Origin of the sequence: Litoreibacter albidus (assembly GCF_900107015.1) — a bacterium.
Classification (GTDB): Bacteria; Pseudomonadota; Alphaproteobacteria; order Rhodobacterales; family Rhodobacteraceae; genus Litoreibacter; species Litoreibacter albidus.
The window spans coordinates 491273-517755 of sequence record NZ_FNOI01000001.1 but is presented as its reverse complement, the minus strand read 5'-3'; the positions used below and the strand labels follow the sequence as shown (position 1 = coordinate 517755).

The following is a 26483-nucleotide window of genomic DNA, read 5'->3' as shown; positions in this document are numbered from 1 at the left end:
TTTTGCCAGACCCCGTATCACCGTGGCTGCGACCCGAATGCCGCAGTGCCTGCCTGTCCCGCCGCCGGCCGCTTGGCGCGCGCCCCTCTGGTGCGCTACACTTCCTTAAACGCGGCGCTAGACCGCATCACATAGGGCCGAGCATCCATGCCCCAGATGACCAGTTTTCGCGGCCTTGGCGCCGTCGTCTCGCTCGCCGTTCTGGCGGGCTGTGCGCCGTTACCGATGACCCCAGACGTCACCAAGCTGATTTCTCCGACCAATATCACCGCTGTGGATATGGAGCCGCCTGCGGACATGCCCGGCGTGTGCTGGGGGCATATTCCGGGGCCGCAAATCACGCAGATCGTCTCTGACATCGTTCTGGCGACCCCCGCGCAGATAGGCCCGAACGGGGAAGAAATTGCCCCCGCCATTTACCGCGAGGTCACCCGACCGCAGACCTTTAATGAGGGCGACGGGCGCTGGTTTACCCGCACCTGCGACAACGACCTAACGCCTGACTTTGTGATGACGTTGCAGCGCGCGCTTTCGGTGCGCGGCCTCTACCGTGGTGACATCAATGGCGTGATGGACCAGCGCACCCTGCGTGCGGTGCATGCCTATCAAACGCCACAAGGTCTCGACAGTGCGGTGCTGAGCCAAAGCGCCGCCCGCCAGCTTGGGCTTATTGCGGTGGAGTTGGAGCAAAACGCCGCTGAGGGCTAATCCCTGCGCGCATCTCGACTAACGTTGCGCTTTTAAACTGGCGCGCACATATTTTGCCGCCGACCTGAAATGGCTCGGGCCTGCGGCCTCTGCCCAACGGCCAGCCGTCCATGCGTTGTTCGCGCCCTTCATGGGGCCACCGTATAACTCCGCGTCGGAGTGTTCCTCTATGAATGCTAAAAACTGCGCATACCTGTCCTGCAGCATCAGGGCGGCCACCGGCCAGTCCAGATCCGACTGCTGCGCGCGCAGGTCTGCGTTGTAGCGCTTCAAGTCGTTCCATTTGTATCCTTCTGCGGGAAAGAAGACGGGCTTGCCCGCCTGCCCGTCCGCATACCAACCCAGAAACAAGTCGATCCAATGCGCACGGTGCGCGGTGACATCCTTGATCGACGTCCCGTCCTGATCCTTCTCCATCGCAACGCCCGCATCAAGGGGCGCGATAAGCTTGGCTAGCTTGTCGAATTCTTTCCGCGTCACCGCCAGTAGCTCTGCCTTGGTCGTCGCTGCCATGATCGTCCCTTCCCCGTTGTTGACGACCTGTTGCTATCAACCGCACGCATCTCGCGCCTTGTGCCAGATCAATATGCCACAATAGAAAAGGGCGCCCCAAGCGGAGCGCCCTTCCCTAAATCCAAAATGGACGGTTTATTCTTCGAGGCTAAGCGCCACAAAGCGTGGATCGCCCTCGCGGCGGATCAACATCAGGAACGACTTGCGCCCTGCGTCCTTCGCCTCCTCAATGCGTGCTTCCAGATCATCAACCGATGCGATCTTTTGCTGGCCGGCTTCCACAATCAAGTCGCCGGAGCGCAGGCCCTTCTCAAAGGCATCGCTGTCTTCGGCCACGTCCTTTACGACCAAGCCTTCCAGCGCGGTGTCCAAGCCAAGCTGCTCACGCAGTTCATCGTTCAGCACTGCCACGGTCATGCCCATGATAACGCTCTCGTCGACGTCGGCCTTATCGAGCGCCACGGGAACGGCGGAGGATTCTGCCTCCTCACGGCGACCCAAGGTCACTTTCAGCGTTTCGGACTTGCCGTCGCGGATCACAACAACACGCACAGCTTTGCCGACAGTGGTGTTGCCCACAAGGCGAACCAGTTCGCGGGTGTCTTCGACTTCGCTGCCGTCAAATGTGGTGATCACGTCGCCAGCCTTAATGCCAGATTTCTTGCCCGGACCTTCGGGCACATCTGTGACCAACGCGCCCTTGGCGCTTGCCAGTTCCAGTGCTTCGGCCACATCTTCGGTGACGTCCTGAATACGTACGCCAAGCCAGCCGCGACGGGTCTCACCGAACTCTTTCAGTTGATCAACAACCTTTGTGACCACGTTGGACGCCATGGAGAACCCAATCCCGATGGAGCCGCCCGACGGGGACAAAATGGCTGTGTTCACGCCAATCACGTCGCCAGATACGTTGAAAAGGGGACCACCGGAGTTGCCGCGGTTGATCGCGGCATCGGTTTGGATGAAATCGTCATAGGTGCCCGACAGCGCGCGACCGCGCTGTGACACGATACCAGCGGACACGGAAAAGCCCTGCCCCAGTGGGTTACCCACGGCTACAACCCAGTCGCCCACGCGGGCCGCGTCGCTATCCCCGAAGGAAACGAACGGCAGCGGCTTCTCGCTTTCGACCTTCAGCAGCGCAATATCGGTTTTGGGATCTGTGCCAATCAATTTGGCGTCCAGTTTTTCGCCGGAGAAAAACTCGATCTCAATCTCGTCAGCTTTATCGATCACGTGGTTGTTGGTGACGATATAGCCGTCCTCAGACACCACGAAGCCCGAACCAAGCGCGGAGGAGCGGCGTGGACGCTGGCCTTCACCTTGGCGGTCGAGGAAATCCTTGAAGAAGTCTTCTAAGGGGGAGCCTTCAGGAACGATCGGGCGCGGGCCTTGGTCGACGCCGGCCACAGTTGTGGAGGTTGTGATGTTAACGACCGCTGGGCTGACCTTTTCGGCCAAATCGGCGAAGCTGTCGGGCATTTTGGCATTTGCGGTAATGGCTTGTGCCAGAACCAGTGCCAAGCCCAGCATGAGCGCGCTCATCGCGCGCATTGGCCCCGTCTGCCTGTCTGATTGAGTGAGAATGTCTGCTTTCACGTCTCCGCTCCTCTGCGAATTCTGCCATTGAGTGCGCCACCCCACCTAGAACGGACCGGCCGCGCCATGCATACAACTTGTGCTCGGGTCACGAAGTTATCAAGAACCCGTGCTGTTGTAATGCTTCAACTCACTGTGAGAGGTGTGAAACACAAGTACAAGACGGCCGCTTGGATTGCGCAGAAAAGATCGGCGAATTCACGCCTTTGGGCGTAACAAAGGGGCCTTCCGACGGGTGCGAATTATGGAGCAGCGAACGCCCCTTTGGCCAACCAAACAAGGACAACACCAAGCGCAAGCGCGCCCAGCCCCAGCATGCGGCGCGTGTCTGGCGGGATATCGGCCAGCGCCTTCACAATGTCCTCCATACGCGAAGGGGCCAGTGCAAGCACCAGCCCCTCAACCACGAGCACAAGACCTGCGGCCAGTGCAATGTGCATCAACATCAGTTCGCTGCCGAGCCTTGATCCGACTTCAGATAGTCGAAGAACGCGTTGTCAGGGTTGATCACCAACGTCGAGTTACTGCCTTTGATCGCCTTCTCATAAGCGTCCAGCGAGCGGCGGAATTCAAAGAATTCCTCGTCCGCGCCGTAGGCTTCCGCGAAGATCGCGTTGCGCAAAGCGTCTGCTTCACCGCGTGCGACGTCGGCGGTTTTCTGGGCTTCCGAGACCAGCTCCACCACGGTCCGATCGGCTTGCGCACGAACACGCAGCGCAGCCTCCTCACCACGAGCGATTTCGTCCGCAGCTTCACGTTCCCGCTCCGCACGCATACGGCTGAAGGTCGCGTCAAGGTTTTGCTCTGGTAGGTTGGTCTGCTTCAAACGCACATCCACAACTTCGAGACCCAGCGGCAGCGCTTTGGCACGCGCCTGCGCGGTGATGCGCTGCATCAGGGCCGCACGGTCTGCGGACAGGATGGTGTTCGATGTCACACCGTCGGAGCCCAGGACCTCACGAATAACGGGATTCAGGATGCCTTCCAAACGGTCCTCGGCGGCAGCAAGGCCCCCGACACCAACAGCTTGGCGGAATTGAACGATGTCTTTGACGCGGTAGCGCGCGAAGGCGTCCACGACCAAGCGACGGTCATCGGATGGCGTAACTTCGGTTGGGACTGTGTCCAGCGACAGGATGCGGTCGTCATATTTGACCACTTCCTGAACGAACGGCAGTTTAAAGGCGAGGCCCGGATCCTGCTTCACGGATTTGATCTGCCCGAATTGCAGTACCAGCGCTTTTTCACGTTCGTCGACTATGAACACCGACGACAAGATCACGAAGATGATGCCCACGAGGGCCACCAATGAAATGGTTCCTTTGGTCATCAGTTCGACCCTCCAGAGTTAGAGCCAGAGCGGAGCAGCTCATTTAGCGGTAGATATTGAACGACGCCCTGCCCGCCGCCAGAGCCTTCGGAGGCACTGTCGAGGATGATCTTATTGGCACCGCCGTAGACCCGCTCGACTGTTTCGAGCCACAGACGCTTGCGCGTCACTTCAGGGGCTTTGTTGTATTCTTCAAGGATAGCGCTGAACCGGCTGGCTTCACCTTCGGCTTGGTTCACCTGTTGCGCACGGTAAGCTTCGGCTTGCTCCAGAAGCTGCGCAGCCTGACCACGGGCACCAGCCAGTTGGCGGTTGGCGTAGGCGTCAGCTTGACGCTGCAGTGTGTCGCGCTTTTGCTCGGCGGCTTGCACTTCGCGGAAGCTGTCGATGACCTCACGCGGCGGGTCTGCCTTGTCGAGGTTGAGACGCACGATGTTCACGCCCGAATCGTATTGGTCCATGGTATCTTGGATCAGCTGTTGCGTGGTGTCCGCAATGGCCTGACGGTCACGGTTCAGGATAGGTGCCAACTCCGACCGCGCGATGACTTCACGCATCGCAGATTCGGACACCGCGCGGATGGTTTCGCGTGGGGCTGCCAAGTTAAACAGGTACTTCGCCGGATCGTTGATATTCCAAACGACTTGGAAGTCTACGTCGACGATGTTTTCGTCCGTGGTCAGCATCAAGCCACCCGCGCCGCCAACACCGATATCTTCGGTTTGCTCGCGTGTTACGGGCAGCACTTCAGCCGTCACAACAGGCCACGGCGCAAAGTTCAGGCCCGGCCCACCAGTGGAGGAGTATTCGCCGAGGAACAGCTCTACCGACTGTTCTTCCGGCTTCACGGTGTAGAATGACTGGAACACCCAGATCGCCACAGCACCCAGCGCCACAAGGCCAAAGGTCCCTTTCGAGAAACCGCCGCCAGAGCCCATACCGCCGGACCCGTTGTTGGAACCGCCACCGCGACCGCCCATCAGCACGCGCAGCTGTTCTTGGCCTTTTTTCATCAGCTCGTCGATCTCGGGGATCTGAGGGCTGTCACCACCGGTGTTGCGGCCCCCGCCGCCGTTGCCGGATCCGTTAGATCCGTTCCGATCGTCTCCTCCGCCGCGGTTTCCACCGCCGCCCCAAGGTCCGCCATTGTTACCGGCCATGCAGCATCATCCTCTTAATAAGTTCGTCTCATGTATTACTTGGCTCTTAGGTGGGTTTATACCCCCCTAAAATCAAGCACTTCTTACAGGTGTTTTCATCGTCACCAATTCTTCCGACATCGTCGGATGCACGGCGCAAACCTGATCAAATTGCGCCTTAGTGGCTTTCATTTTAATCGCGATGCCCGCCATCTGGATCATCTCGCCCGCCGCTGGAGCCACGATGTGACACCCAAGCACGACGTCGGTGTTCTTGCACACGACAAGTTTCATCAACACGCGGTCCTCGCGCCCGACGAAGGCTTGCTGCATCGGCCTGAACGACGTGGCGTAGATGTCGATCGGGCCAGCCTCGCGGGCTTCCTCCTCGGTCATGCCGATGGTGCCCAGCTCTGGCTGGGTGAAGACGGCATAGGGGATCAACTCGTGATCAACTGGCGTTGGGTTGCCGTTAAACACGGTCTCCACAAATGCCATGCCCTCGCGGATGGCCACAGGCGTCAGGTTCACACGGTTAGTGACGTCGCCAATCGCGTAGATAGAAGGCTGGCCGGTCTGGCTGTATTCATCAACGATGATCTCGCCGCGACGGCCAAGTTCAACATCCACATTGTCCAGCCCCAAGCTTTCGGTGTTGGGGGAGCGACCGGTGGCGTAGAGGACCTTCTCGAATTCGGTCTCCGTCCCGTTGGAGGCTTTGACCATCAGCCCGCCGTCCGATTTCTGCATATCAAGGATGTTCGTGCCCGTGTGGATCGCAATGCCGCGTGCTGCCATCATCTCGGCAATCAGCCCGCGCGCCTCGTCGTCAAAGCCGCGCAAGATTTGCGCGCCGCGGTAGAACAGTGTCACGTCAACGCCGAGCCCGTGCATGATGCAGGCGAACTCGCAAGCGATGAAACCGCCGCCCACGATCAGCATCGACTTCGGCAGCGTATCCATGTGGAAGATGTCGTCGGACACCATCGCCAAGCTTGTGTCGAATTCCTCGTCGGGGCGTACGGGGCGACCGCCCGTTGCCAACAGAATGTGCTTGGCGGTCTTCTCTGAGCCGTCGGCCAGAACGATCGTATGCGCGTCTTTGACCGTCGCGCGGGTCAGGAAGGTTTTCACCCCAGAGTTTTTCAGCATGTTCTGATAGACGCCTTCCAGACGGTCCAATTCAGAGTTCAACCGTTTGGAGAACTTGGGCCACTCGAAGTCCCCCATGGAGACATCCCAGCCGTAATCATCGGCCTCGGCCATTGCGTCGCGATAGCTGGATGCGAACACCATCAGCTTTTTCGGCACGCAGCCACGGATGACGCATGTGCCGCCCAAGCGGCTTTCCTCGGCCAGTGCGACCTTGGCACCGCCACCTGCGGCCACGCGCGCAGCACGCACGCCGCCAGAGCCGCCACCAATAACGAAAAGATCGAAGTCGAATTTCATGCCTGCTGTCCTTACTTAATCTGCGATGTCTACGAACAGGTTGTCCGTTTCCTGAACATCTATCTGCTCATGCTCCACGGTCCCGTTGTTAATGTCGCGGACTTCCACAGACCCGTCGCCATTACCAATCACAACCACGTCACAGATATCAATAAACAGCCCGTTTTCCACCACACCGGGGATCTGGTTCATCACCAAAGACAGCTGGCGCGGGTTGCCGATGCGGCGCAGGTGCAAATCAAGAATGTAGTTGCCCTCATCCGTGATGCAGGGCGTCGCGCCGTTCATGCGCAACGTTGTGTTCCGGCCCAGCACGTCAAGGTTGACCAGTGTTTCCTCAATCAATGCCTTGGTCGTTTGCCACCCGAACGGGATGACCTCCACGGGCAGTGGAAACGCCCCAAGCGTTTCCACCTGCTTGGACAGGTCCGCGATCACAATCATCTGGTCCGACGCGGTCGCCACGATCTTTTCCATCAAAAGCGCGGCCCCGCCGCCTTTGATCAGGTTCAGGTTGTGGTCGTATTCATCGGTGCCGTCGATGGTCAGGTCCAGCCATTTGGCTTCGTCCAAGGTCACGATCGGTACGCCAACTTTTTGCGCCAGCTCTGCGGTGCGGCTGGAGGTGGCCACGCCCGTGATCTTCAACCCGTCGTTGCGCACCATCTCGCCCAAGCACTTCACCATCCACGCGGCGGTGGAGCCCGTGCCAAGGCCGACCTTCATGCCGTCCTCTACATAGTCGACCGCACGCTTGGCTGCGACGAATTTGGCTTTGTCGATGGGGGAAAGCGTGCCTGACATGGTTGCGTCCTCAAGTGGTGTCCGTGGCGCTTATACGCGCTAAGATGGCGCGGGGCGAGACTTAAAGGCGTGAAATTTGCACGGCGCCTGCGCCGAACTTGCGACCGCTGACGTGATCACGCAGACGGGGCCGCTTGAGCACCCTGCCCCACCAGTGCATCCAGCACCGTCTCCACATGCTCTACTGGCAAAAGAACCAGCATCAGCCGCGCTTCCAGACGCAGCTTTACAGGGCCCGTGACTTCATTCGACGTCCCCCCACGTGTGGCAGGTGACATGGTCAGCCCGTCTATAGGGTACATCAGCCCCTCGCTTTCGCCAGAGACCTTCCCCATTGGATAGAGCGAAAAGCGTGTGCCAACGGGCAGATCAATCGCGAAGTCCAGCGGGGCAAGAAAGCACAGGTCTTCCTCCCCCATTAAAATGCAGCGCTGCTCCGGATGGCGCACAAGGGCCGTGCAGGCCGCAAGCTGATGATCCAAACGTCCGCCAGTAAAGCCGTAGGCCAAGATAGCTGGCGTCTGCACGGAGCGTAGGCATTTCTCGAAATCGGTGCTGTCTTGTTCTGCAATATGGTGGATGCGGGCGGGATCCAGTTTTTCCCGCGCTTCGGCACTCAGACTGTCCATATCCCCGATCACGGCTTCGGGCTGCACGTCATGTTCGACCGCCAATTCCGCGCCGCCATCCGCACAAACGAGAATCGGTGCAAGCTTAAGCGCTTGAATTACATGTCTAAAATGTGTCGGAGCCCCACCCAAAAGTGTCATAAATAAGGGGGTGTGTACAATTCCTGCCATAGTGCGTGTATTAATGGACACACTGGAAACAAACGGCAAGATTTCTACGTATAATTCGTCGGAAAACAGTCGATTTCATTTTCGTTCGGGAAATTCCGGATGGTACCTTAACCACGTGGTTGGGGAGAAAGTGAGTTTACCGTGGTTGGTGATAGTAAAATTCTAACAGTCTCATATGGGACGTTTTCATGTACGCTAGAGGGGTTCGACGAACCGTTCTCGACGATGAAAGCAATTGCGGAGTACTTCCGCGATCTGGCGGCTGATGACCGCTACTTTGGCGCGGAGCCTCCGACGCCAGATACAGAAATGCTGCACAAGATTGCAGAAAGCACGATCAAACGCCGCGTTGCTGCCGAGTTGGCAGAGAACGGTGTGATCCTGCGCCAGACTGAAGCGACCCCGCAGGTCGCAGCCGAGGCCCCTGCCTTGGCGGTCGAGATGCCAAACGCAGACGTTCCGGAACAGCAGAGCCAGGAACCGAAAGCCGATGTCATGTCCTCGGTCGCAGATGTGCCAGCGGAACCGCAGCCAACGCCAGTGCGCGCCTCCGCAATACCGACGATCACCTCGTCCGAGGGTCGCGGCGGGGATACCGTCGCCGAGAAACTGCAACGTATCCGTGCCGTTGTGGCCCGCGAAAACGCGGCACCGGTTGCCTTTGACGAGGATCAGCACGCGGACGAATTCGGCCAGACCGCGTATGATGCAGAGGAGATCGCACCAAGCGCCCTGTTCGACACGCCCATCGACACCGGTTTTGAGGATGAAGACGGCGGCACGCTAGACGCCGTGATGGCAGGGCTGAATGACCCTGACGAGATTGAAGAAGAAGCTGCCGTAGCTCCACCCGCTGCGGAAGACCCAGTCGTCGAAGAGCCTGTAGAAGACACCGTCGCAGACGAAGTTGAGGCTGAGGCAGAAACTGCGCCAGAGGAAGACCTCGTTGCCGAGGACGCGCCTGTTGAGGCGACTGAAGAAGACGCACCGTTCGCAGTTGAGACAGAGGCTGAAGACGCCACTGCCGAACCGGAGGCCCAAGACACGGCCCCTGAAGCGCCTGTTGCCGAAGAGGTGGCAACAGACGAAGATGGTGACGAAGAAGCGGCAGCCGAAGAAACTGTTGGTGACGCCACTTCTGACGTGGAAGAGGATAGTGAAGTCGCCGCCTCTGGCGAGGATGTCTCCCCGCTGCGCACAAAACCGCGCCGCCGTATTGTCGTACAAAAGATTTCGCGCGCCGACATGGAGGCCGCCCAAGCCGCAAGAGAAGCCCAACTGCCGCCAGAGATGGAAGCGGAACTGATGGCGGAACTGGCCGAGGTCGAGGCAGAAACCACACCCGTGGCTGAAGCTGAAATCGAAGACACACTTGAGATGTCGTCGGTCAACGACACTGAGGCAGAAGCAGAAGATGTTGCGACCGCGGAAGAAGAACCAGCGCAAGACGATGACTCCGATGACATCTTGTCCCGCCTTAGCTCTTCCCTAGATGCGCCTGTCGAGGAGGCCACGCCCGAAACTGCTGAAGTGCCGGCAAACGATGCGGACGACAGCGACGACATTTTGAAATCGCTGATGGACGACACTGCAGCGGCCCAGACGGACGAGACCGAAGCCGCCGCACAGGTGGAGCGCGCAGAAGAGCGCAAGCGTAAATCTTTGGCCGCTACCGCCGAGGACGACGCGATTGAGCGCCTGATGACGACCACCGGCTCCCGCCTTGAGAACGATGAAAGCTCGGTGCGCCGCGCCTCCATCGCGCACCTCAAAGCAGCCGTTGCCGCCACCAAAGCCGATAGCACGATCGCCGCTGCGGCTGACAAACGCGAAGAAGAAGAGCTAGACCAATACCGTGACGACTTGGCCCGCGTTGTGCGCCCGGGCCGTCCGGTCGCGGGCAGCAGCCGTTCCGACCGCCCGTCACCGTTGGTTTTGATCAGCGAGCAGCGCATCGACCACACAGAGACGCCAAAGGAAGCCGTTGCGGCGACCGCTGGCAGTGTCGATGTGCGTCCGCGCCGCGTGACCCGTGGCAACTTGGCCTTGCAAGAGGAAATGGAAGAAGAGTTCGAAATAGAAGACAACCTGTTCAACGAAGACGATCAGGTAACCTTCGCCGAATACGCCGCCAAGAACGGCGCGTTGGAACTCCCTGACCTGCTTGAAGCCGCCGCTGCGCATTACATCGACATTGAGGGTGCAGAACACTTTACCCGCCCGATGTTGATGCGCAAACTGGCGCAGATTTCCGGCCCCGATGCACCATCGCGCGAAGATGGCCTGCGCGCCTTTGGCACGCTATTGCGCACGGGCAAGATCGTCAAAACGGACAACGGCAAATTCACGCTCTCCAAAAGCTCGCAATTTGCTTAAGAGGCCCGCTGGCCGGATCTGCTTCCGGTCGGGCACCAACCACGGGACGGGGGACGCAGCAATGCGTCCCCCGTTTCGCGTAATACCCCAGGCACTTAACCGGCAACAATTAGCCGAAAGCCCAAATGTGATCTGGTGGGGACAATCAGCGGTATAAAATCCGCCTCAAGGGTGTGATACTCTGGCCGTCGGCCTATATCGTCCGGCATCGGTTCACTTTTTGAGAGACGCCCGCACCTATGAAACGTTACGCCATCGCTGGGCTACTTGCTTTACTTCCCACTGTCGTGGACGCGTTCGAGCTTCGGATTGTCACCAATGGACTGGGATCAGACCTGCGCGACAATTCGCTTTTAACACCGCTTGCTGGTCCCGCCTCCGATGCGACCGCGCAAGACATTATCGCCGCCGCACAAGCCGACTACGTGCGGCTTGTCGGGTTGATGTATGATCGCGGCTTTTTCGCGCCCAAGGTGTCAATCCTCGTCGACGGGCGCGAGGCAGCTTCGCTATCCCCCGTGCAGCCGCCACGCCAGATCGCGAACGTCGAAGTGCGCGTCGATACAGGCATACCGTTTCGCTTCGGCACTGCGCGCTTGACGCCTTTGGCCAACGGAACAGAGCTGCCGGAAGGCTTCACCACAGGCCAACCCGCCTCTACCCGAATTTTGCAAGCCGCCGTGGACAGTGGCATCACTGGATGGCGCAATCAGGGGCATGCCAAGGCAAGCCTATCGTCGCAAACCATCACCGCGCGCCACAACACAGCCAAACTGGACGCCGACATCAAGTTGTCCCCGGGGCCGCAGCTGCGCTTTGGCAACTTGCGGATAAGTGGCACCACAAGGATGCACGAGGACCGTGTGGTCGATATTGCGGGGCTACCAACGGGAAAGATTTTCGACCCCGAAGAGGTTGAGCGCGCCGCGATACGCCTGCGCCGTACAGGCGTCTTTTCCGTGGTATCCCTTGCTGAGGCGGAGGATATTTCCGCAGGCAACACCCTAGATATCGTCACACAGCTGACCGAAACTAAGCCGCGCCGATTTGGCTTTGGTGCGGAGCTGTCGACCCAAGAAGGGTTAGGTTTGAGCGCCTTTTGGCTTCACCGGAACTTATTCGGCGGGGCGGAGCGGTTGCGCATCGGCGGAGAGATTGACGGAATTGGCGGCGACACCGGCGGCGAAGACTACACGCTAACCCTCGCCTTTGGCCGTCCGGCCACCTTTAACGAAGACACAGACTTTTACCTCGACGCGGAAATCTCCAGCCTGAATGAGCCGAATTACTCGTCCGACAATGCGTCTGTTGAGGCGGGCATCCGTCGCTACGCGTCGGAAAAGCGTGAATACACCTTCGGCTTGGGGTTCGAAGGCGCCAAGACCACGGACGCATTTGGCACGCGGTCCTACCGCATCCTGACGTTGCCCGCGTCCGCTGAATTCGACTACCGCGATAACACTTTAGACGCGAAGGACGGCTATTACGCCAAGGCCAGCCTGACGCCGTTCTTAAATCTCAAGGGCACAGCAAACGGCCTTCGCGGCTATCTGGACACGCGCGCCTACCGCACGGTTGGCGACGCAGAACGCGTCACCTTCGCGCTGCGCGGCCAGCTTGGATTTGTCAGCGGGCCATCCTTAGCCGACGCACCCGCCGACTTTTTGTTTTACTCCGGCGGCGGTGGCACGGTTCGTGGGCAAGACTACCAATCCCTTGGGGTTGATCTGGGGGGCGGTGCCACTGTGGGCGGGCGTTCTTTCCTTGGTCTCTCCGGCGAGGTTCGCGTGAAAACCACGGATAAGCTGAGTGTCGTCGGTTTCTACGATGTCGGCTACATCGGCCGCGAAGAATTTCCCGATGGCTCCACCGGACGCTGGCACAGCGGGGCGGGATTGGGCGTGCGCTACAACACGGGCATCGGCCCTGTCCGGCTTGATCTAGGCGTTCCTGTCAGTGGCCCCGATAATTCCAGTGGCCTAAACGTCTACATCGGTATCGGGCAGGCATTCTGATGGCGCGCCTTATGTCTAGACTGGCCCACATCCTGCTGGCCGCGCTTTTGCTTTGCGCGGGGCCAGCGATCGCGCAGGACGATGCACTGGCCGAAGATTTGGCCAGCGAGGACGATCGCGGCTTCATCGTCGGGTTACTGGAGGACGCCTTGGGCGGCGAGGGCCGTACTGTCCGCGTCGAAGGCTTTCGTGGCGCGTTGTCCAGCACCGCTGGCATCGACGCGATTACCGTTGCCGATGCGGATGGCGTCTGGCTTGCGCTTGAGAACGTCGAGATGGTGTGGAACCGGTCCGCCCTACTACGGGGGCGGATCGAAATCGAACGCCTGAGTGCTGCAACCGTGTCGCTCACCCGTCCGCCTGTCGTGCCTGCGGGTGAAACACCTGACGTCCAAGCGGGCGGGTTTGCGCTGCCCAACCTGCCGGTGTCCGTTTCAGTTGCGGAATTCAACCTCGAGACGATCACCCTTGGCGAGGCTATTTTGGGTGAGCCTGCTGAGATGACGCTAGAGGCTTCCGCACAACTTGCCGCAGGCTCCGGCGACGTCGCGCTGACCGCCCGTCGGACCGATGGCCAGCAAGGGCGCTTCATCATCGATGCAAGCTATGACGCTGTGACCCAGCTTGCTGCGATTGCGCTGGACCTGACCGAGGCCGAAAACGGCATCACCGCGCGGCTGCTGAACCTGCCAGGACGCCCGGACCTGCGCCTGCAAGTGTCGGGTGAAGGCAGCATTGACGACCTTGTCACAGACATTTCGCTTGAGACTGACGGCGCGCCACGTCTGGAAGGCCAAGTCGTATTACAAGGAAATTCTGAGGCAGGGCGCGACTTCAGGACCGAGTTGAGCGGCGACTTGACGCCGCTTCTCCCTGCCGAGTACCGCGCGTTTTTCGGCGATAACACGGCCCTTCGCGCGCGCGGCTCGCAAAGCCTCGAAGGCGCACTTAACCTTGATGAATTGACGTTAAAAACAGGCGCTGTCGACCTGCAGGGCGCGGTGGCTCTTGATCCGACTTACTGGCCGACGTTTATCGCGCTGACAGGCCAGATCGCGCCAGAAACGGGCAAGGACGTCGTGTTGCCCTTCAACGACGGCAAAACCCGCATCGACAGCGCGGGCCTGAAGATCAGCTATGACGCCGCCGAAAGTGAAGACATCGAGGCCGTGTTCGATATCGCCAATCTGGTCACAACGGGCGCGGCCGTCGACGCGGTGGAATTGACGGCGCGCGGCGCGCTCAGCAACTCGTTTGCGGGGCAGAGCAAGTTTCAATCCGATGTCAAATTTAGTGCGACGGGTGCCCAGTTCGACGATCCAGCGGTGCAGGACGCCGTGGGGGCCGATTTAGTGGGCTCCGTGCAAGTAGAGTATCAAACCGCTGGGTCATTGCGCCTGAGCGATATCGAGTTTGAAGGCACAGACTACGACCTAACCGGCTCAGCCTTCGTGGCGGGTTTGGAGGATGCGTTTGAAACTGAATTCGATGCCACGTTGCGGGCGGATCACCTGTCGCGGTTTGCCGCGCTAACAGGGACGGACTTAAGGGGCCAAGCCGAATTGACCATTGCCGGCACCGCGGATTTAGGCGGCGCGTTTGATCTGAAAATCGCAGGGAAAACTGTTGAACTTAGCATTGGGATCGACCAAGCCGACAAAGCCTTATCCGGCATAACCGAATTGACGCTTGAAGCTGTGCGAGACGAATCCGGCACGCACATCCCCATGCTGGAGATCACCAACCCGCAGCTAAGCGGCACCGCCAGCGCCAGCCTGCAAGCCGACGCGGCAGTGGTGAATTACGATCTGACCCTTGCCGACAGCGCACGGATCGATCCGCGCCTGAAGGGCGCGGTCACTTTGACGGGCAAAGCCACGCAAGATGACCTTGGCTGGTCGGTCGATACGTCGCTGAACGGACCGTTCGACGCGACCGCGACCCTAAAGGGCCGTGCGACGGGCGAGCAACCGTCGTTGGTGTTTGACTTGGCGCTGCCAAACGTCCAGCCAATCGTGCCCCAGTTCAGCGGCCCCGCGACCGTGAAAGGCACAGCGTCGCGCAATGGCGATGTTTGGAGCGTCGACACCGATTTGACCGGACCATACGGTGTGTCCGGCGATCTCTCGGGCACAGTCACTGGCACGGCCCCTGCCCTGCAATATGCGCTCAACATTCCAAATGTCGCCGCTATCGGCGCACAAATTAACGGCCCATTGGCGCTGCGTGGTACGGCGGCGCAACAGGGATCGGCATGGCGGATTGACACGTCGCTCAGTGGATTAAGCGGCGCGAACGCGGAGCTCAGTGGCCTGATCCGCGAGAACGGCACGCTGGACCTTGCGACGACTGGCACAGCGCCGATGGCACTGGCCAACCCGTTTCTGGCCCCGCGCAACATCCAAGGGCAAGCAAGCTTTGATCTTGCGCTCAACGGCGACCCTGCGTTGTCGTCCCTGTCCGGCACCATCACCACAGCAAACGCCCAGCTTTCCGCCCCGACGTTGCGTATATCGCTGAATGACATCAACGCGCGCATCGGATTGAACCGTGGCCGTGCGCAGGTCGACCTTGCGGCTGGCCTGTCATCCGGTGGGCGCATCAATGTGCAGGGGCCGGTTGTCTTGACGGGCGGTCTCGCGGCCGACTTGGCGATTTCGCTCGACGCCCTCAGGCTTGTCGATCCATCGCTCTACGACGCGACCGTGGACGGCCAAGTTAGCGTCAGGGGGCCACTTTCCGGCGGGGCGGTGATTGCGGGCCAGATCAACGTTGGGGAGACAAATATCCAAGTTCCCGCCTCCCAAGCCTCCGGCTTTGCGATCATCCCGCAAATCACCCACGTTAATGCGTCACCCGCCACGCGCCAGACGTTACGTCGCGCAGGGCTTGATGCTGCGTCGCAAGCGGCCGCATCTGACACAGGCGGCGGCGCGTCTTACGGGCTGGATATCCGCATCAACGCGCCGTCGCGCTTGTTTGTACGTGGGCGCGGTTTGGACGCGGAGTTGGGCGGCTCCCTTAGCCTGCGCGGAAGCACCGATAGGGTAATATCTGCGGGACGGTTCAACCTCATCCGCGGTCGGCTTGATATATTGGGCAAACGTTTCGCGCTTGATGAGGGGAGCGTGGCGCTACAGGGCAGCTTGGACCCTTATTTGCGGTTTGTTGCGACGACGAACACCACCGTTGGCACAGCGAGCATCATCATTGAAGGGCCAGCCTCGCAGCCTGAAGTGACCTTTGCGTCCTCCCCCGCCGCGCCGCAGGACGAGGTTCTTGCGCAAATCTTCTTTGGTCGTGACGCAAGCACCCTGTCAGCCTTCCAAGCCCTGCAACTGGCGAGCGCCGTTACGACGTTGGCTGGCAAAGGCGGGGAAAGCGTCGTGTCGCAGTTGCGGCGCGGGTTTGGGCTGGACGATTTCGACGTGACCACCGACACAGAGGGCAACACCGGCCTGCGTCTTGGCAAATACATCAGCGACAACGTCTACACCGACGTCACCATCGGCAGCGCCAACACGGCCGGCGTGTCGATCAATATTGACCTGACAAAATCCATCACCGCCCGTGGGCAAGTGAAGTCCAACGGCGACAGCTCTGTCGGGGTGTATTTTGAGAAAGATTACTAGCGGGCGCGTATCCATACGCGCCCGCTAAAGCAGTCTAATCTTCGCGATCCGCGTCAGGATCGGCTTGGCCGATACCCTTGAAGATAAACTTGAAGGGCAACGCCCAGACGATGCCAAGCGCCAGATAGATCAGTATCTCTACCACGACATTGGGGCGTTCCAGCGAGCCCGTCAGCCACCAAGCCACCGCAATATAGAGCGGCAGCCCGATGACCAAAATCACCAACGCCCAACGACGGCGCGCTTTATAGCTAAGCGCCATCCGATCAGTCCGAGAACGGGTCGGTGACAAGGATCGTGTCGTCGCGCTCTGGCGAGGTCGACAACAGCGCGACGGGGCAGTCAATCAGCTCTTCGACGCGGCGCACGTATTTGATCGCTTCCGCAGGCAGATCCGCCCAAGAGCGCGCGCCCTCCGTGGACTGCGACCAACCCGGCATTGTCTCGTAGATCGGCTTGCAACGCGCTTGGTGGCTGGAGGCCGTGGGCAGGTAGTCGATCCGTTTGCCGTCAAGCTCATAGCCGACGCAGATTTTCAGTTCCTCAAAGCCGTCGAGCACGTCCAACTTGGTAAACGCGATGCCCGACACACCGGAGGTCGCGCAGGTCTGGCGCACCAGAACCGCGTCGAACCAACCACAGCGGCGCTGGCGGCCTGTGACGGTGCCAAACTCGTGACCCCGCTCGCCCAAGCGTTGCCCGTCGTCGTCGTTCAATTCACACGGGAACGGACCTTCGCCCACGCGGGTGGTGTAGGCTTTTACGATACCCAGCACGAAATCAATCGCCCCCGGCCCCATGCCGGAGCCCGTCGCAGCCTGCCCCGCAATCACGTTGGAGGATGTCACGAACGGGTATGTCCCGAAGTCGATGTCCAGCAGTGCGCCTTGCGCACCTTCGAACAAGATGCGTTTGCCAGCTTTGCGCTTTTCGGCGAGTACCTTCCAGACGGGGGCCGCAAATTGCAGCACGGACGGTGCGATTGCTTCGAGCGAGGCCAACAGCGCGTCACGGTCAACCGGCTCAAGCCCCATGCCGCGACGAAGCGCGTCATGGTGCTCCAGCAAACGGTCAACGCGGGTTTCCAGCGTTTCGCGGTCGGCCAGATCAGCGACGCGAATGGCACGGCGGCCAACTTTATCTTCATACGCAGGCCCGATGCCACGGCCGGTGGTGCCGATCTTGGTTCCGGGATTCGCGGCTTCTTCGCGGGCGCGGTCCAGCTCGCCGTGGACCGGCAGGATCAGAGGCGTGTTTTCCGCGATCATCAAGTTGTCAGGGTTGATCTCGACGCCTTGCCCTTGCAGCAGCGCGATCTCTTTTTCCAAGTGCCAAGGGTCAAGCACGACGCCGTTGCCAATGACAGACAACTTGCCGCCGCGCACAATGCCAGAAGGCAAAAGCGACAGTTTATAGACCTTGCCATCAATGACCAACGTATGGCCTGCGTTGTGACCGCCTTGGAAGCGCGCGATAACGTCTGCGCGCTCTGACAACCAGTCCACGATCTTGCCTTTGCCCTCGTCGCCCCATTGAGCGCCGACAACTACCACATTGGCCATGCTGAATTCCTTGTATCGGAGATTAAACCCGCGCCCGTATACAAGGGCATCTTCGCGGGGGGAAGCCTCAATTGGCGGGTTGCGCCACGACGCCGCCCCTACTACATACCATCGGAACAATTGCGTCATAGGCCCCTGCCCCATGGAAAACATCATTCTTACCGTCCACCTGATCGTTGCCTTGTGCTTGATCGGTATTGTCCTCGTCCAACGCTCTGAAGGTGGCGGCCTAGGCGTGGGTGGCGGTGGCGGTGGTGCTACATCAGGGCGTCCGGCGATTTCGGCGTTGGGCAAGCTGACTTGGGTTTTTGGCATCGCGTTTGTCATCACGTCCATCAGCCTGACGGTTATCGCAGCACGCAACGCCAGCAGCGGCTCCGTATTGGACGGCGCAGTGACATCTGCACCGGCAGGCGATGCGGCCCCATCGGGCGACGCGCTCTTGCCGCCAACCCTGCCGACGACGGGTGATGCACCACTGGCACCGCCACGCATCGACGAATAGACCAAATAATCACTAGTCATGGGCGGTTAAGCTAAACCGCCCACATAATGTTGCGGCGCGCGGTTGCGGGAGCGCCCCGAATCCTCTATGTCTTAAATCCCGTGAGTAAGGGCATCTCGATGCCCTGAAACACCATTCAATTCAGGTAGCACGGGACAGATCCAGCCATGGCAAGATACGTATTCATCACCGGCGGGGTGGTTTCCTCTTTGGGCAAAGGTCTCGCCTCGGCGGCACTTGGCGCCCTGTTGCAGGCCCGTGGGTATTCTGTGCGTTTGCGCAAGCTTGATCCCTACCTCAACGTCGATCCTGGCACGATGAGCCCGTTCGAGCACGGCGAGGTTTTTGTAACAGACGACGGCGCGGAGACCGATCTGGATCTGGGCCACTACGAACGCTTCACGGGTGTCGCGGCGCGCAACACTGATTCCATCTCTTCTGGGCGCGTGTATTCCACCGTTTTGGAAAAAGAACGTCGCGGTGACTATCTTGGAAAAACCATTCAAGTAATCCCGCATGTGACGAATGAGATCAAAGATTTCCTAGCCGTCGGTGATGACGAGGTCGATTTCATGCTCTGCGAAATCGGCGGCACCGTTGGTGACATCGAAGGCCTGCCCTTCTTTGAAGCAATTCGCCAGTTCGCCCATGAACGTCCCCGCGGTGAGTGCCTGTTCATGCACCTGACGCTGCTGCCCTATCTGGCGGCGTCCGGCGAGTTGAAGACCAAGCCGACACAACACTCCGTCAAGGAATTGCAATCCATCGGCATCGCACCCGACATTCTGGTCTGCCGCTCGGAACACCCTATCCCTGAAAAAGAGCGCGAGAAGCTGGCGCTGTTCTGCAACGTGCGCCCTGATAGCGTGATTGCCGCCTACGACTTGCCGTCCATCTATGACGCGCCGCTGGCCTACCATAAGGAAGGTCTGGATACTGCGGTGCTGAACGCCTTTGGCATCTCGCCCGCGCCGCAACCTAAAATGGCCGTGTGGGAAGATGTGTCCGACCGCGTCCACAACTACGAAGGTGAAGTTCGCATCGCCATCGTGGGCAAATACATCCAGCTGGAAGACGCCTATAAATCCATCAAAGAGGCCTTGATGCACGGTGGCATGGCCAACCGCGTGAAGGTTCGGGTGGAATGGGTCGACGCGGAGGTCTTTGACCGTGAAGACGCCGCCCCTCACCTCGAAGGCTTCCACGCCATTTTGGTTCCCGGTGGCTTTGGCGAGCGCGGAACAGAAGGCAAAATCAAAGCGGCGCAATTCGCCCGTGAGAAGAAGATCCCCTACCTTGGAATCTGCCTCGGGATGCAAATGGCCGTCGTGGAAGCCGCCCGTAACCTTGCGGGGATGACGGACGCTGGGTCCGAGGAATTCGACCACGAAGCGGGCAAGAAGCGCTTCACACCCGTTGTCTACCACCTCAAGGAATGGGTGCAGGGCAACCACAAGGTGAAGCGCAAGGAGTCCGATGACAAAGGCGGCACCATGCGTTTGGGCGCCTATAATGCGACGCTGACGAAGGGCTCCAAAGTGGCTGAAGTTTACGGCACCACCGCCATCGAAGAACGCCACCGTCACCGCTACGAAGTCGACACCAAATACAAAGAAGCGCTTGAGAAAAAAGGCCTTATTTTTTCCGGTATGTCGCCTGATGGCAGCTTGCCCGAGATCGTTGAGGTCAAGGACCACCCATGGTTCATCGGCGTCCAGTTCCACCCGGAGCTGAAGTCCAAACCCTTCGCCCCGCACCCGTTGTTCCGTGATTTCGTGCGCGCGGCGAAGGACAATTCGAGGTTGGTGTAATGCCCAAGGCCTATTGGATCGCCCACGCTGAGGTTTCCGACCCAGAGGTGTATGAGAAATACAAAGCCGCCAACGCGGCACCCTTTGCCGAATACGGCGCACGCTTCATCGTGCGCGGTGGCCAGCAGGAGGTGCGCGAGGGGCAAGCGAAATCGCGCACTGTCGTGATCGAATTCCCCTCGCTAGAGGCCGCCCAAGCCTGCTTTGACAGCGGTGCCTATCAGGCCGCGAAAGCCATTCGCGACCCGATCGCCGTTGCCGACCTTGTCATCGTTGAAGGCTACGACGACGCCTAAACCTCTTTCAGGAGCTGATCTTTTCTTATGATTGCTGACTTCTTCAAACGCCTGACCGCAGCCAAAGACACACCCCTTGATGCAGGTGACGCCCGCTTGGCACTTGCGGCGTTGCTGGTTCGCGTGGCCCGCGCCAATGACGACTATACCACCAGCGAAGTCGCAAAGATCGACGTCATTCTCGCGCGCCACTTCAGCGACCTTGACGCGACAGGTGCGGCCGCTTTGCGCGCAGAGGCGGAAGCCATCGAGGACACTGCATACGACACGGTCAAATTCACTCGCTCCATCAAGGACGCCGTTGATCTGGATGACCGCATGGAAGTCGTAGAGGCCCTTTGGGAGCTTGTGCTGGCAGACGGCGAACGCGACCACGAGGAAGAAGGTGCCTTGCGCCTGATTGCGCCCTTGTTGGGGATTAACGACCGCGACAGCGCATTGGCGCGGCAAAGGGTCGAAGCTCGGCTCGGATGATCGCCAGCCTGCCCATGTACGACCGCGCGGAGACCGCGGCGGCGAACGACCGGTTTTGGAAGCTCATCCGCGCGGGATTGCCCGCAGACGCGCCGCAAGCCCTTTGCCGCCACATTCCTGATTTGATGACGCATTGGCAATCGCCCAACTTAATGCTGTCGCAAACCTGTGGCTTCCCCTACCGCGCGGGGCTGTCGGATAAGGTCGCCTTGGTGGCGACACCGGTTCTCAACCTCGATTGTCGGGCAGGGCATTACTACTCCGTCCTCATTGCCCACAAAAACCGTACAGGATCACCGCTTGCCGCCTTTGATGGCGCAACTGCGGCCTATAACGATCCCCTGTCCCAAAGCGGCTGGGCTGCCCTTTATCACCATATGGAAGATGCAGGCCTGCACCTTGGCACCCGTTTGGCAACCGGTGCGCACCTAGCCTCCGCCTTGGCCGTCACCGAAGGCCGCGCCGATATCGCAGCGATTGATGCCCTGACGTGGCAGATGATATCGAAGTGGGACAGCATCGCCGACGCGCTATGCGTCATCGACACCACCGCCCCCACGCCCGCGTTGCCCTACATCTGCTCCAAGTCCGCGCCGCGCGCTGCCATGCTCCGCGCCCTGCAAGACGCCATCCACGATCTGTCCCCCGCCGACAAGGCATGCCTCGGGATTTCAGACATCACCACGCTTTCACCAGAGGCCTATCTGGCAGTCAAAACCCCTCCAGCGCCCCAGCCTTACCCTGCGTAACGGGTCAAATTCCCATTGCAAACGCGCTAAATATCGGTCCTATTGCAGCACTGATACCAATTTGCGAGTTCCCGTGTCTGCCAACACACCTCCCGTTTTAGAAATCCGCGACCTGCACAAAGCCTATGGCTCGCTGGAGGTGCTGAAAGGCGTCTCGGTCTCTGCCAATGCGGGCTGCGTCGTGTCGTTGATCGGCTCTTCCGGCTCCGGTAAATCGACCCTCCTGCGCTGCGCCAACCTGCTGGAAGACAGCCAGCAAGGCGAAATCCTGTTCTCGGGTGAACCCGTCACGTGGAAAGGCCACGCGATGAACCGCCACCCGGCCGATCATCGCCAAGTCACTCGGATCCGCACGAATTTGTCGATGGTGTTCCAGCAATTCAATCTCTGGGCGCATATGACGATCCTGCAAAATGTGATGGAGGCCCCCGTCACGGTACTGGGAGAAGATCCTTCGGTGGTTGAGCCCCGTGCGCGTGCCCTTTTGGAGAAAGTCGGTATTGGTGACAAATGCGACGTCTTCCCTGCCCAGATGTCGGGCGGGCAGCAACAACGTGCAGCCATAGCGCGCGCGCTGTGTATGGAGCCAAAGGCGCTACTCTTTGATGAACCCACATCCGCCCTTGATCCAGAGTTGGAGCAAGAGGTGGTAAAGGTCATCAAAGACCTCGCGGCTGAGGGGCGCACCATGATTATCGTGACCCATGACATGCGCCTTGCGGCAGATGTCAGTGACCACGTGATCTTCCTGCATCAAGGCAAGATCGAAGAAGAAGGCCCGCCAGAAGACCTATTTGGCGCCCCAAAAACGGAACGGCTGCAACAATTCCTCAGCGCAACCGTTCCGGCATAAAAATCAAAATACGACCCATAAACTAGGAGTATCCAACATGAAAAACCTGATCCTTGCCACTACCGCGCTGATCATGACAGCAGGCGCTGCACTGGCCGATGGCCACGGCAAAACAATCCGCATGGGCACCGAAGGCGCCTACCCTCCCTATAATTTCATCAACGACGCTGGCGAAGTTGACGGGTTCGAGCGCGAGTTGGGCGACGAGCTGTGCAAACGCGCGGAGCTGACATGCGAGTGGGTCACCAACGAATGGGACAGCATCATCCCGAACCTCGTGTCCGGCAACTACGACACGATTATCGCTGGTATGTCGATCACCGCAGAGCGTGATGAAGTCATCGACTTCACTGATCCGTACACACAGCCCGACCCGTCCTCCTACATCGCGCTCAGCAGCGATGTAGACGTCGCAAGCGCAGTGGTTGCGGCGCAAGCCTCCACCATCCAAGCAAGCCACATCGCGTCCATGTCCGGCGCAACGCTGGTCGAATTCGCCAACCCTGAAGAAACCGTTGCAGCTGTCAAAAACGGTGAAGCGGACGCGGCTCTGGCCGACAAAGCATTCCTTGAGCCCATCGCAGAAGCTGACGCAGACCTGTCGCTGATCGGCGACGACGTTCTGCTGGGCGGCGGCATCGGTATCGGCGTGCGCGAAAGCGACGGGGAGCTGAAAGAGAAGTTCAACAAAGCCATCCAGTCCATGAAAGCGGACGGTAGCTTGAACGCCTTGATCGCCAAGCACCTGCCTGGCTCCGCCACGTTCTAAGCACTATGGATGAGGTGGGGCACCGTGCTCCACCTCATCACTGCTTCCTAAATACCTAAATTCCGACCGTTCAGCAGGCACTCCCATCTTTAGTTATTGCACCGACCCCACCACCCTTGAGGGCCTGTCTTGGCTTAGCTGCTACCTGACCACAGGTAAGCACATGGGGCTCTATTGGGCCTTCGGCACCGTGCTGACGCTGCTCGCTATCACCGCGCCCGCTGCGTTGCTCTTCGGCTTCGGTGGTGCGATGGCCGCGCGCTCGCACTTCTTGCCGCTGCGCTGGTTCGGCAAGATCTATATCGCGGTTGTTCGCGGCGTACCCGACATCGCGTTTTTCTTGTTCTTTGTCATCGCCCTAGATCAGGGGTTCGAGTGGCTGCGCCATCAATACATGTGCCCCGATTGGGACCAGCCTATCCGCCAAGGCAACGACTTCGTCGTGTGCCAAGCCGCCAAGCTGCCCTTGGGCGACGCGCCACAATGGGTGCATGAGGTTTACGGATTTTTCACCGCCGTTCTGACCTTCGCAATCGTCTTTGGTGCCTTCGCGGCAAATGTGCTTTATGGCGCGATGAATGCTGTGCCCAAGGCGCAGATTGAAACCGCGCAAGCCTACGGCATGACCGCCGCGCAGACTTTCCGCCGCATCACAGTGCCGCAAATGTGGGTTTATGCCTTGCCTGGTCTTAGCAACCTTTGGATGGTGTTGATCAAGGCCACGCCCCTGCTGTTCCTACTGGGCGTTGAAGACATCGTGTATTGGGCCCGCGAATTGGGCGGGACAAAGACCCCGCGCTTCACCGACTACCCGCACGGCGACTGGCGCTTGTGGTACTTCTTGGGACTGCTCGTGTTCTACCTGTCGTTCACCAAACTTTCCGAAGTCGTGTTAGAACGGATCATGGCGCGTCTCACCAACGGACAAGCCACCTTGGGTGGCACCCAATGAGTTGCTGGGACACTGTACAGGCTTACGCCTTCCGCTCCATCGGGTATGGGGAGCGTTTGCTCCCGCGCGATGATTTCACCATCTGCCAACAGGTGACGTTGATCGGCTCCGGCATGATTTGGAACATCTATTTTGGCTTGCTTGCGCTATTAACAGGGTTTGTTTTGGCTACAGCAGTTGCCGTGGCGAAGGCGTCCGATAACCTGTGGCTGCGGCGGCCCGCCAATTGGTTCATCTTGGTGTTCCGCGGCTCACCGCTGTTCATCCAGTTCTTCCTCGCATATTTCCTGTTCCTAACCCTGAAACAAGCAACTGGCGGCTTCAGCTGGCTGACGTCAGCTTGGGCAGGCGCTTTGATCGTGCTGTTTCTCAACACTGCCGCCTACTCCGCCGAGATCTTTTACGGCGCGCTGCGCTCCGTCCCTAAGGGCGAGGTCGAGGCTGCAGAGGCCTACGGCATGACCGGCTGGACGCGGTTTCGCCGCGTGGTCTGGCCGACAATGCTGCGCCTCGCGTGGCCCGCCTACACAAACGAAGCGATCTTTCTGTTTCACGCGACCACGCTTGTGTTCTTCACTGGCTTCCCAGCATTTCAACAGAAGGGCGACGCGCTATACTATGCGAATTACTTCGCCGATAAGACCTTCAACCCCTTCGTCCCCTACCCCATCGTGGCGGGCTATTTTATCTTGCTGACGCTGATCGTTATTGGCGCGTTCGGCCTTGTAAACAAACGGCTCAACCGCCACCTTCCGCAAGAGGCGCGGCGAAAGCTGCGCTATCGTCCTCAAATCATCAGGTAACACATGGACAGCTGGCTCCGCGACAACCCCACCGTGCGCAACATTCGCGCCGCAGTCGCAGATTTAAACGGCCAGGCCCGCGGCAAACGAATGCCCGCCCGCTTCGGACATAAACTAACAACGGACGGGTCTCGCATGCCCATGTCCGTCCTCAACGTAGACATTTGGGGCGACGACATAGAGGACAGCCCGCTGGTCTTTGCCTCTGGCGATCGCGACGGCGTTTTGATGCCAACGGAGCGGGGCTTCGTGCCGATGCCTTGGCTGGTCAACCCGTCCGCGTTGCTGCCGATGTGGATGTTCTTGGAAGACGGCACGCCGTTCCATGGCGACCCGCGGCATGCGCTCAAATCTGTTGTCGACCGTTATGCCGCAAAGGGCCTACGCCCCGTCGTCGCCACAGAGCTGGAATTCTATCTGATCGACGACTCCAGCGACGAATTGCAACCCCCGCCTGCTCCAAGGTCCGGCAAGCGCCGCTTGGGCGGGGAAGTTCTGTCGATGCGTGCGCTTGACATGTTCGATGACTTTTTCACCGAGCTTTACGACGCCTGTGAAGCGATGGATATCCCCGCAGAAACCGCCATTTCCGAGGCGGGTATGGGCCAATACGAGATCAACCTTGTCCACACCGACGACGCCATGAAGGCCGCCGATGATGCTTGGTTGTTCAAAATCCTGACGCGCGGCCTTGCCCGCAAGCACGGGTTCGCCGCGAGCTTCATGGCGAAGCCATATGCAGAACATTCCGGCACGGGGATGCATACGCATTTTTCCGTACTGGACGCCGACGGCAACAACATCTTCGACAACGGCGGCGACGAAGGCACCCCCGCCCTGCGCCACGCTATCGCGGGTTGCATTGAGGCGATGCCAGCCTCCATGTTGATCTTTGCCCCACACGGCAACAGCTACGAACGCTTCACCCCAGGTGCGCATGCCCCAACGGGCATCGCGTGGGCCTATGAGAACCGCACCTCTGCCATCCGTGTGCCCGCAGGCGCCCATCAAGCACGCCGGATAGAGCACCGCGTGGCGGGCGGCGATATCAACCCCTATCTGATGCTTGCCACCGTTCTGGGCGCCGCATTGGTCGGTATGGAGGATGAGATGCAGGCCCCCGCACCAATCACCGGCTCCGCCTATGACGAGGAACTTCCGCAATTGCCGACCACGTGGGAAGGCGCAATTACCGCGTTTGAGACCTCAGAGCTTTTGCACCGCATTTTGCCCCGCCAGTTGATCCGCAATTATCTGATGACTAAGAAGCAAGAAGCGCAATACTATCTTGAGCTGACCGAGGTGGAACGCATCGACCTGTATCTTGATACCGTCTAGACG

Annotated in this window: 24 protein-coding genes; 14 read left to right on the top strand and 10 right to left on the bottom strand. The window is 59.5% G+C overall.

Features of this window, described 5'->3' with window-relative positions; genetic code table 11:
* Nucleotides 1–147 precede the first annotated feature (147 nt).
* Nucleotides 148–708, top strand: a complete 561-nt coding sequence (locus BLW66_RS02600) for a peptidoglycan-binding domain-containing protein (RefSeq protein ID WP_089944590.1) — start codon at nt 148–150, stop codon at nt 706–708.
* Between the two features lie 18 nt (nt 709–726).
* On the opposite strand, the gene BLW66_RS02595 is transcribed toward BLW66_RS02600, so the two are convergent.
* The 8 genes from BLW66_RS02595 to BLW66_RS02560 form a co-directional block, all read right to left on the bottom strand.
* Nucleotides 727–1221 carry a ClbS/DfsB family four-helix bundle protein gene (locus BLW66_RS02595; protein ID WP_089944587.1) on the bottom strand — a complete coding sequence of 165 codons (495 nt, stop codon included), beginning with the start codon at nt 1219–1221 and terminating at the stop codon, nt 727–729.
* Nucleotides 1222–1356: 135 nt separating this feature from the next.
* Complete coding sequence (locus BLW66_RS02590; RefSeq protein ID WP_089944584.1) at nt 1357–2775, bottom strand: DegQ family serine endoprotease; 1419 nt, start codon at nt 2773–2775, stop codon at nt 1357–1359.
* Nucleotides 2776–3062: 287 nt separating this feature from the next.
* Nucleotides 3063–3266, bottom strand: a complete 204-nt coding sequence (locus tag BLW66_RS02585) for a DUF2065 family protein (RefSeq protein ID WP_394196407.1) — start codon at nt 3264–3266, stop codon at nt 3063–3065.
* The gene (gene hflC / locus BLW66_RS02580; RefSeq protein ID WP_089944581.1) at nt 3266–4150 is read right to left on the bottom strand and encodes a protease modulator HflC; all 885 of its coding nucleotides are present in this window, start codon (nt 4148–4150) and stop codon (nt 3266–3268) included. The genes BLW66_RS02585 and hflC overlap by 1 nt, the downstream gene beginning before the upstream one ends.
* Nucleotides 4150–5310 (bottom strand): FtsH protease activity modulator HflK, encoded by a 1161-nt coding sequence (gene hflK, locus BLW66_RS02575; protein WP_089944578.1) that lies wholly within the window; start codon nt 5308–5310, stop codon nt 4150–4152. Before hflK ends, hflC begins: the two co-directional genes overlap by 1 nt.
* Before the next feature lie 72 nt (nt 5311–5382).
* Nucleotides 5383–6741, bottom strand: coding sequence for a glutathione-disulfide reductase (gene gorA / locus BLW66_RS02570; RefSeq protein WP_089944573.1), 1359 nt, complete (start codon nt 6739–6741; stop codon nt 5383–5385).
* A gap of 15 nt (nt 6742–6756) precedes the next feature.
* Nucleotides 6757–7545: a ribose-5-phosphate isomerase RpiA gene (gene rpiA, locus BLW66_RS02565; RefSeq protein WP_089944569.1), complete on the bottom strand. Its 789-nt coding sequence runs from the start codon at nt 7543–7545 to the stop codon at nt 6757–6759.
* 116 nt (nt 7546–7661) lie between these two features.
* Nucleotides 7662–8315 carry a thiamine diphosphokinase gene (locus BLW66_RS02560; RefSeq protein ID WP_244508530.1) on the bottom strand — a complete coding sequence of 218 codons (654 nt, stop codon included), beginning with the start codon at nt 8313–8315 and terminating at the stop codon, nt 7662–7664.
* 171 nt (nt 8316–8486) lie between these two features.
* On the opposite strand from BLW66_RS02560, the gene BLW66_RS02555 reads away from it, so the two are divergent.
* The 3 genes from BLW66_RS02555 to BLW66_RS02545 all read left to right on the top strand — a co-directional run bounded on the left by BLW66_RS02555 (nt 8487) and on the right by BLW66_RS02545 (nt 16368).
* Complete coding sequence (locus BLW66_RS02555; protein WP_139254511.1) at nt 8487–10721, top strand: hypothetical protein; 2235 nt, start codon at nt 8487–8489, stop codon at nt 10719–10721.
* A 239-nt stretch (nt 10722–10960) separates the two neighbouring features.
* A complete protein-coding gene (locus BLW66_RS02550; protein WP_089944559.1) occupies nt 10961–12736 on the top strand; it encodes an autotransporter assembly complex protein TamA in 1776 nt (591 codons plus the stop codon).
* Between the two features lie 11 nt (nt 12737–12747).
* The gene (locus BLW66_RS02545) at nt 12748–16368 is read left to right on the top strand and encodes a translocation/assembly module TamB domain-containing protein (protein ID WP_170833372.1); all 3621 of its coding nucleotides are present in this window, start codon (nt 12748–12750) and stop codon (nt 16366–16368) included.
* 34 nt (nt 16369–16402) lie between these two features.
* Here the strand turns inward: BLW66_RS02545 and BLW66_RS02540 are convergent, their stop codons facing one another.
* On the bottom strand, nt 16403–16630 hold the full coding sequence (locus tag BLW66_RS02540; RefSeq protein WP_089944553.1) for a DUF2842 domain-containing protein: 228 nt from the start codon (nt 16628–16630) through the stop codon (nt 16403–16405).
* A gap of 4 nt (nt 16631–16634) precedes the next feature.
* Nucleotides 16635–17930: an adenylosuccinate synthase gene (locus BLW66_RS02535; RefSeq protein WP_089944550.1), complete on the bottom strand. Its 1296-nt coding sequence runs from the start codon at nt 17928–17930 to the stop codon at nt 16635–16637.
* A 142-nt stretch (nt 17931–18072) separates the two neighbouring features.
* On the opposite strand from BLW66_RS02535, the gene secG reads away from it, so the two are divergent.
* The 10 genes from secG (at nt 18073) to BLW66_RS02485 (ending at nt 26480) form a co-directional block, all read left to right on the top strand.
* Complete coding sequence (gene secG, locus BLW66_RS02530; protein ID WP_089944547.1) at nt 18073–18435, top strand: preprotein translocase subunit SecG; 363 nt, start codon at nt 18073–18075, stop codon at nt 18433–18435.
* A gap of 167 nt (nt 18436–18602) precedes the next feature.
* The gene (locus BLW66_RS02525; protein WP_089944544.1) at nt 18603–20246 is read left to right on the top strand and encodes a CTP synthase; all 1644 of its coding nucleotides are present in this window, start codon (nt 18603–18605) and stop codon (nt 20244–20246) included.
* Nucleotides 20246–20542, top strand: a complete 297-nt coding sequence (locus tag BLW66_RS02520) for a DUF1330 domain-containing protein (RefSeq protein ID WP_089944539.1) — start codon at nt 20246–20248, stop codon at nt 20540–20542. The genes BLW66_RS02525 and BLW66_RS02520 overlap by 1 nt, the downstream gene beginning before the upstream one ends.
* Nucleotides 20543–20569: 27 nt before the next feature.
* The gene (locus BLW66_RS02515; protein WP_089944536.1) at nt 20570–21016 is read left to right on the top strand and encodes a tellurite resistance TerB family protein; all 447 of its coding nucleotides are present in this window, start codon (nt 20570–20572) and stop codon (nt 21014–21016) included.
* Nucleotides 21013–21765, top strand: a complete 753-nt coding sequence (locus BLW66_RS02510) for a phosphate/phosphite/phosphonate ABC transporter substrate-binding protein (RefSeq protein ID WP_089944532.1) — start codon at nt 21013–21015, stop codon at nt 21763–21765. Before BLW66_RS02515 ends, BLW66_RS02510 begins: the two co-directional genes overlap by 4 nt.
* A gap of 73 nt (nt 21766–21838) precedes the next feature.
* The gene (locus tag BLW66_RS02505; protein ID WP_089944529.1) at nt 21839–22618 is read left to right on the top strand and encodes an ABC transporter ATP-binding protein; all 780 of its coding nucleotides are present in this window, start codon (nt 21839–21841) and stop codon (nt 22616–22618) included.
* 37 nt (nt 22619–22655) lie between these two features.
* Complete coding sequence (locus BLW66_RS02500; protein ID WP_089944526.1) at nt 22656–23387, top strand: transporter substrate-binding domain-containing protein; 732 nt, start codon at nt 22656–22658, stop codon at nt 23385–23387.
* A gap of 85 nt (nt 23388–23472) precedes the next feature.
* Complete coding sequence (locus BLW66_RS02495) at nt 23473–24339, top strand: ABC transporter permease (protein WP_089944524.1); 867 nt, start codon at nt 23473–23475, stop codon at nt 24337–24339.
* The gene (locus tag BLW66_RS02490) at nt 24336–25142 is read left to right on the top strand and encodes an ABC transporter permease (protein WP_089944521.1); all 807 of its coding nucleotides are present in this window, start codon (nt 24336–24338) and stop codon (nt 25140–25142) included. The genes BLW66_RS02495 and BLW66_RS02490 overlap by 4 nt, the downstream gene beginning before the upstream one ends.
* A 3-nt stretch (nt 25143–25145) precedes the next feature.
* Nucleotides 25146–26480, top strand: a complete 1335-nt coding sequence (locus tag BLW66_RS02485) for a glutamine synthetase family protein (RefSeq protein ID WP_089944518.1) — start codon at nt 25146–25148, stop codon at nt 26478–26480.
* Nucleotides 26481–26483 lie beyond the last annotated feature (3 nt).

Bases quoted from the DNA above. Each gene is read 5' to 3' on its own strand.
- BLW66_RS02500 (WP_089944526.1), top strand. From the start codon at position 22,656: ATGAAAAACCTGATCCTTGCCACTACCGCGCTGATCATGACAGCAGGC.
- BLW66_RS02515 (WP_089944536.1), top strand. From the start codon at position 20,570: ATGATTGCTGACTTCTTCAAACGCCTGACCGCAGCCAAAGACACACCC.
- hflK (WP_089944578.1), bottom strand. From the start codon at position 5,310: ATGGCCGGTAACAATGGCGGACCTTGGGGCGGCGGTGGAAACCGCGGC.
- rpiA (WP_089944569.1), bottom strand. From the start codon at position 7,545: ATGTCAGGCACGCTTTCCCCCATCGACAAAGCCAAATTCGTCGCAGCC.
- BLW66_RS02595 (WP_089944587.1), bottom strand. From the start codon at position 1,221: ATGGCAGCGACGACCAAGGCAGAGCTACTGGCGGTGACGCGGAAAGAA.
- BLW66_RS02535 (WP_089944550.1), bottom strand. From the start codon at position 17,930: ATGGCCAATGTGGTAGTTGTCGGCGCTCAATGGGGCGACGAGGGCAAA.
- BLW66_RS02585 (WP_394196407.1), bottom strand. From the start codon at position 3,266: ATGTTGATGCACATTGCACTGGCCGCAGGTCTTGTGCTCGTGGTTGAG.
- BLW66_RS02550 (WP_089944559.1), top strand. From the start codon at position 10,961: ATGAAACGTTACGCCATCGCTGGGCTACTTGCTTTACTTCCCACTGTC.
- BLW66_RS02485 (WP_089944518.1), top strand. From the start codon at position 25,146: ATGGACAGCTGGCTCCGCGACAACCCCACCGTGCGCAACATTCGCGCC.
- BLW66_RS02600 (WP_089944590.1), top strand. From the start codon at position 148: ATGCCCCAGATGACCAGTTTTCGCGGCCTTGGCGCCGTCGTCTCGCTC.
- BLW66_RS02590 (WP_089944584.1), bottom strand. From the start codon at position 2,775: ATGCGCGCGATGAGCGCGCTCATGCTGGGCTTGGCACTGGTTCTGGCA.
- gorA (WP_089944573.1), bottom strand. From the start codon at position 6,741: ATGAAATTCGACTTCGATCTTTTCGTTATTGGTGGCGGCTCTGGCGGC.
- BLW66_RS02545 (WP_170833372.1), top strand. From the start codon at position 12,748: ATGTCTAGACTGGCCCACATCCTGCTGGCCGCGCTTTTGCTTTGCGCG.
- BLW66_RS02510 (WP_089944532.1), top strand. From the start codon at position 21,013: ATGATCGCCAGCCTGCCCATGTACGACCGCGCGGAGACCGCGGCGGCG.
- hflC (WP_089944581.1), bottom strand. From the start codon at position 4,150: ATGACCAAAGGAACCATTTCATTGGTGGCCCTCGTGGGCATCATCTTC.
- BLW66_RS02520 (WP_089944539.1), top strand. From the start codon at position 20,246: ATGCCCAAGGCCTATTGGATCGCCCACGCTGAGGTTTCCGACCCAGAG.
- secG (WP_089944547.1), top strand. From the start codon at position 18,073: ATGGAAAACATCATTCTTACCGTCCACCTGATCGTTGCCTTGTGCTTG.
- BLW66_RS02490 (WP_089944521.1), top strand. From the start codon at position 24,336: ATGAGTTGCTGGGACACTGTACAGGCTTACGCCTTCCGCTCCATCGGG.
- BLW66_RS02525 (WP_089944544.1), top strand. From the start codon at position 18,603: ATGGCAAGATACGTATTCATCACCGGCGGGGTGGTTTCCTCTTTGGGC.
- BLW66_RS02540 (WP_089944553.1), bottom strand. From the start codon at position 16,630: ATGGCGCTTAGCTATAAAGCGCGCCGTCGTTGGGCGTTGGTGATTTTG.
- BLW66_RS02560 (WP_244508530.1), bottom strand. From the start codon at position 8,315: ATGACACTTTTGGGTGGGGCTCCGACACATTTTAGACATGTAATTCAA.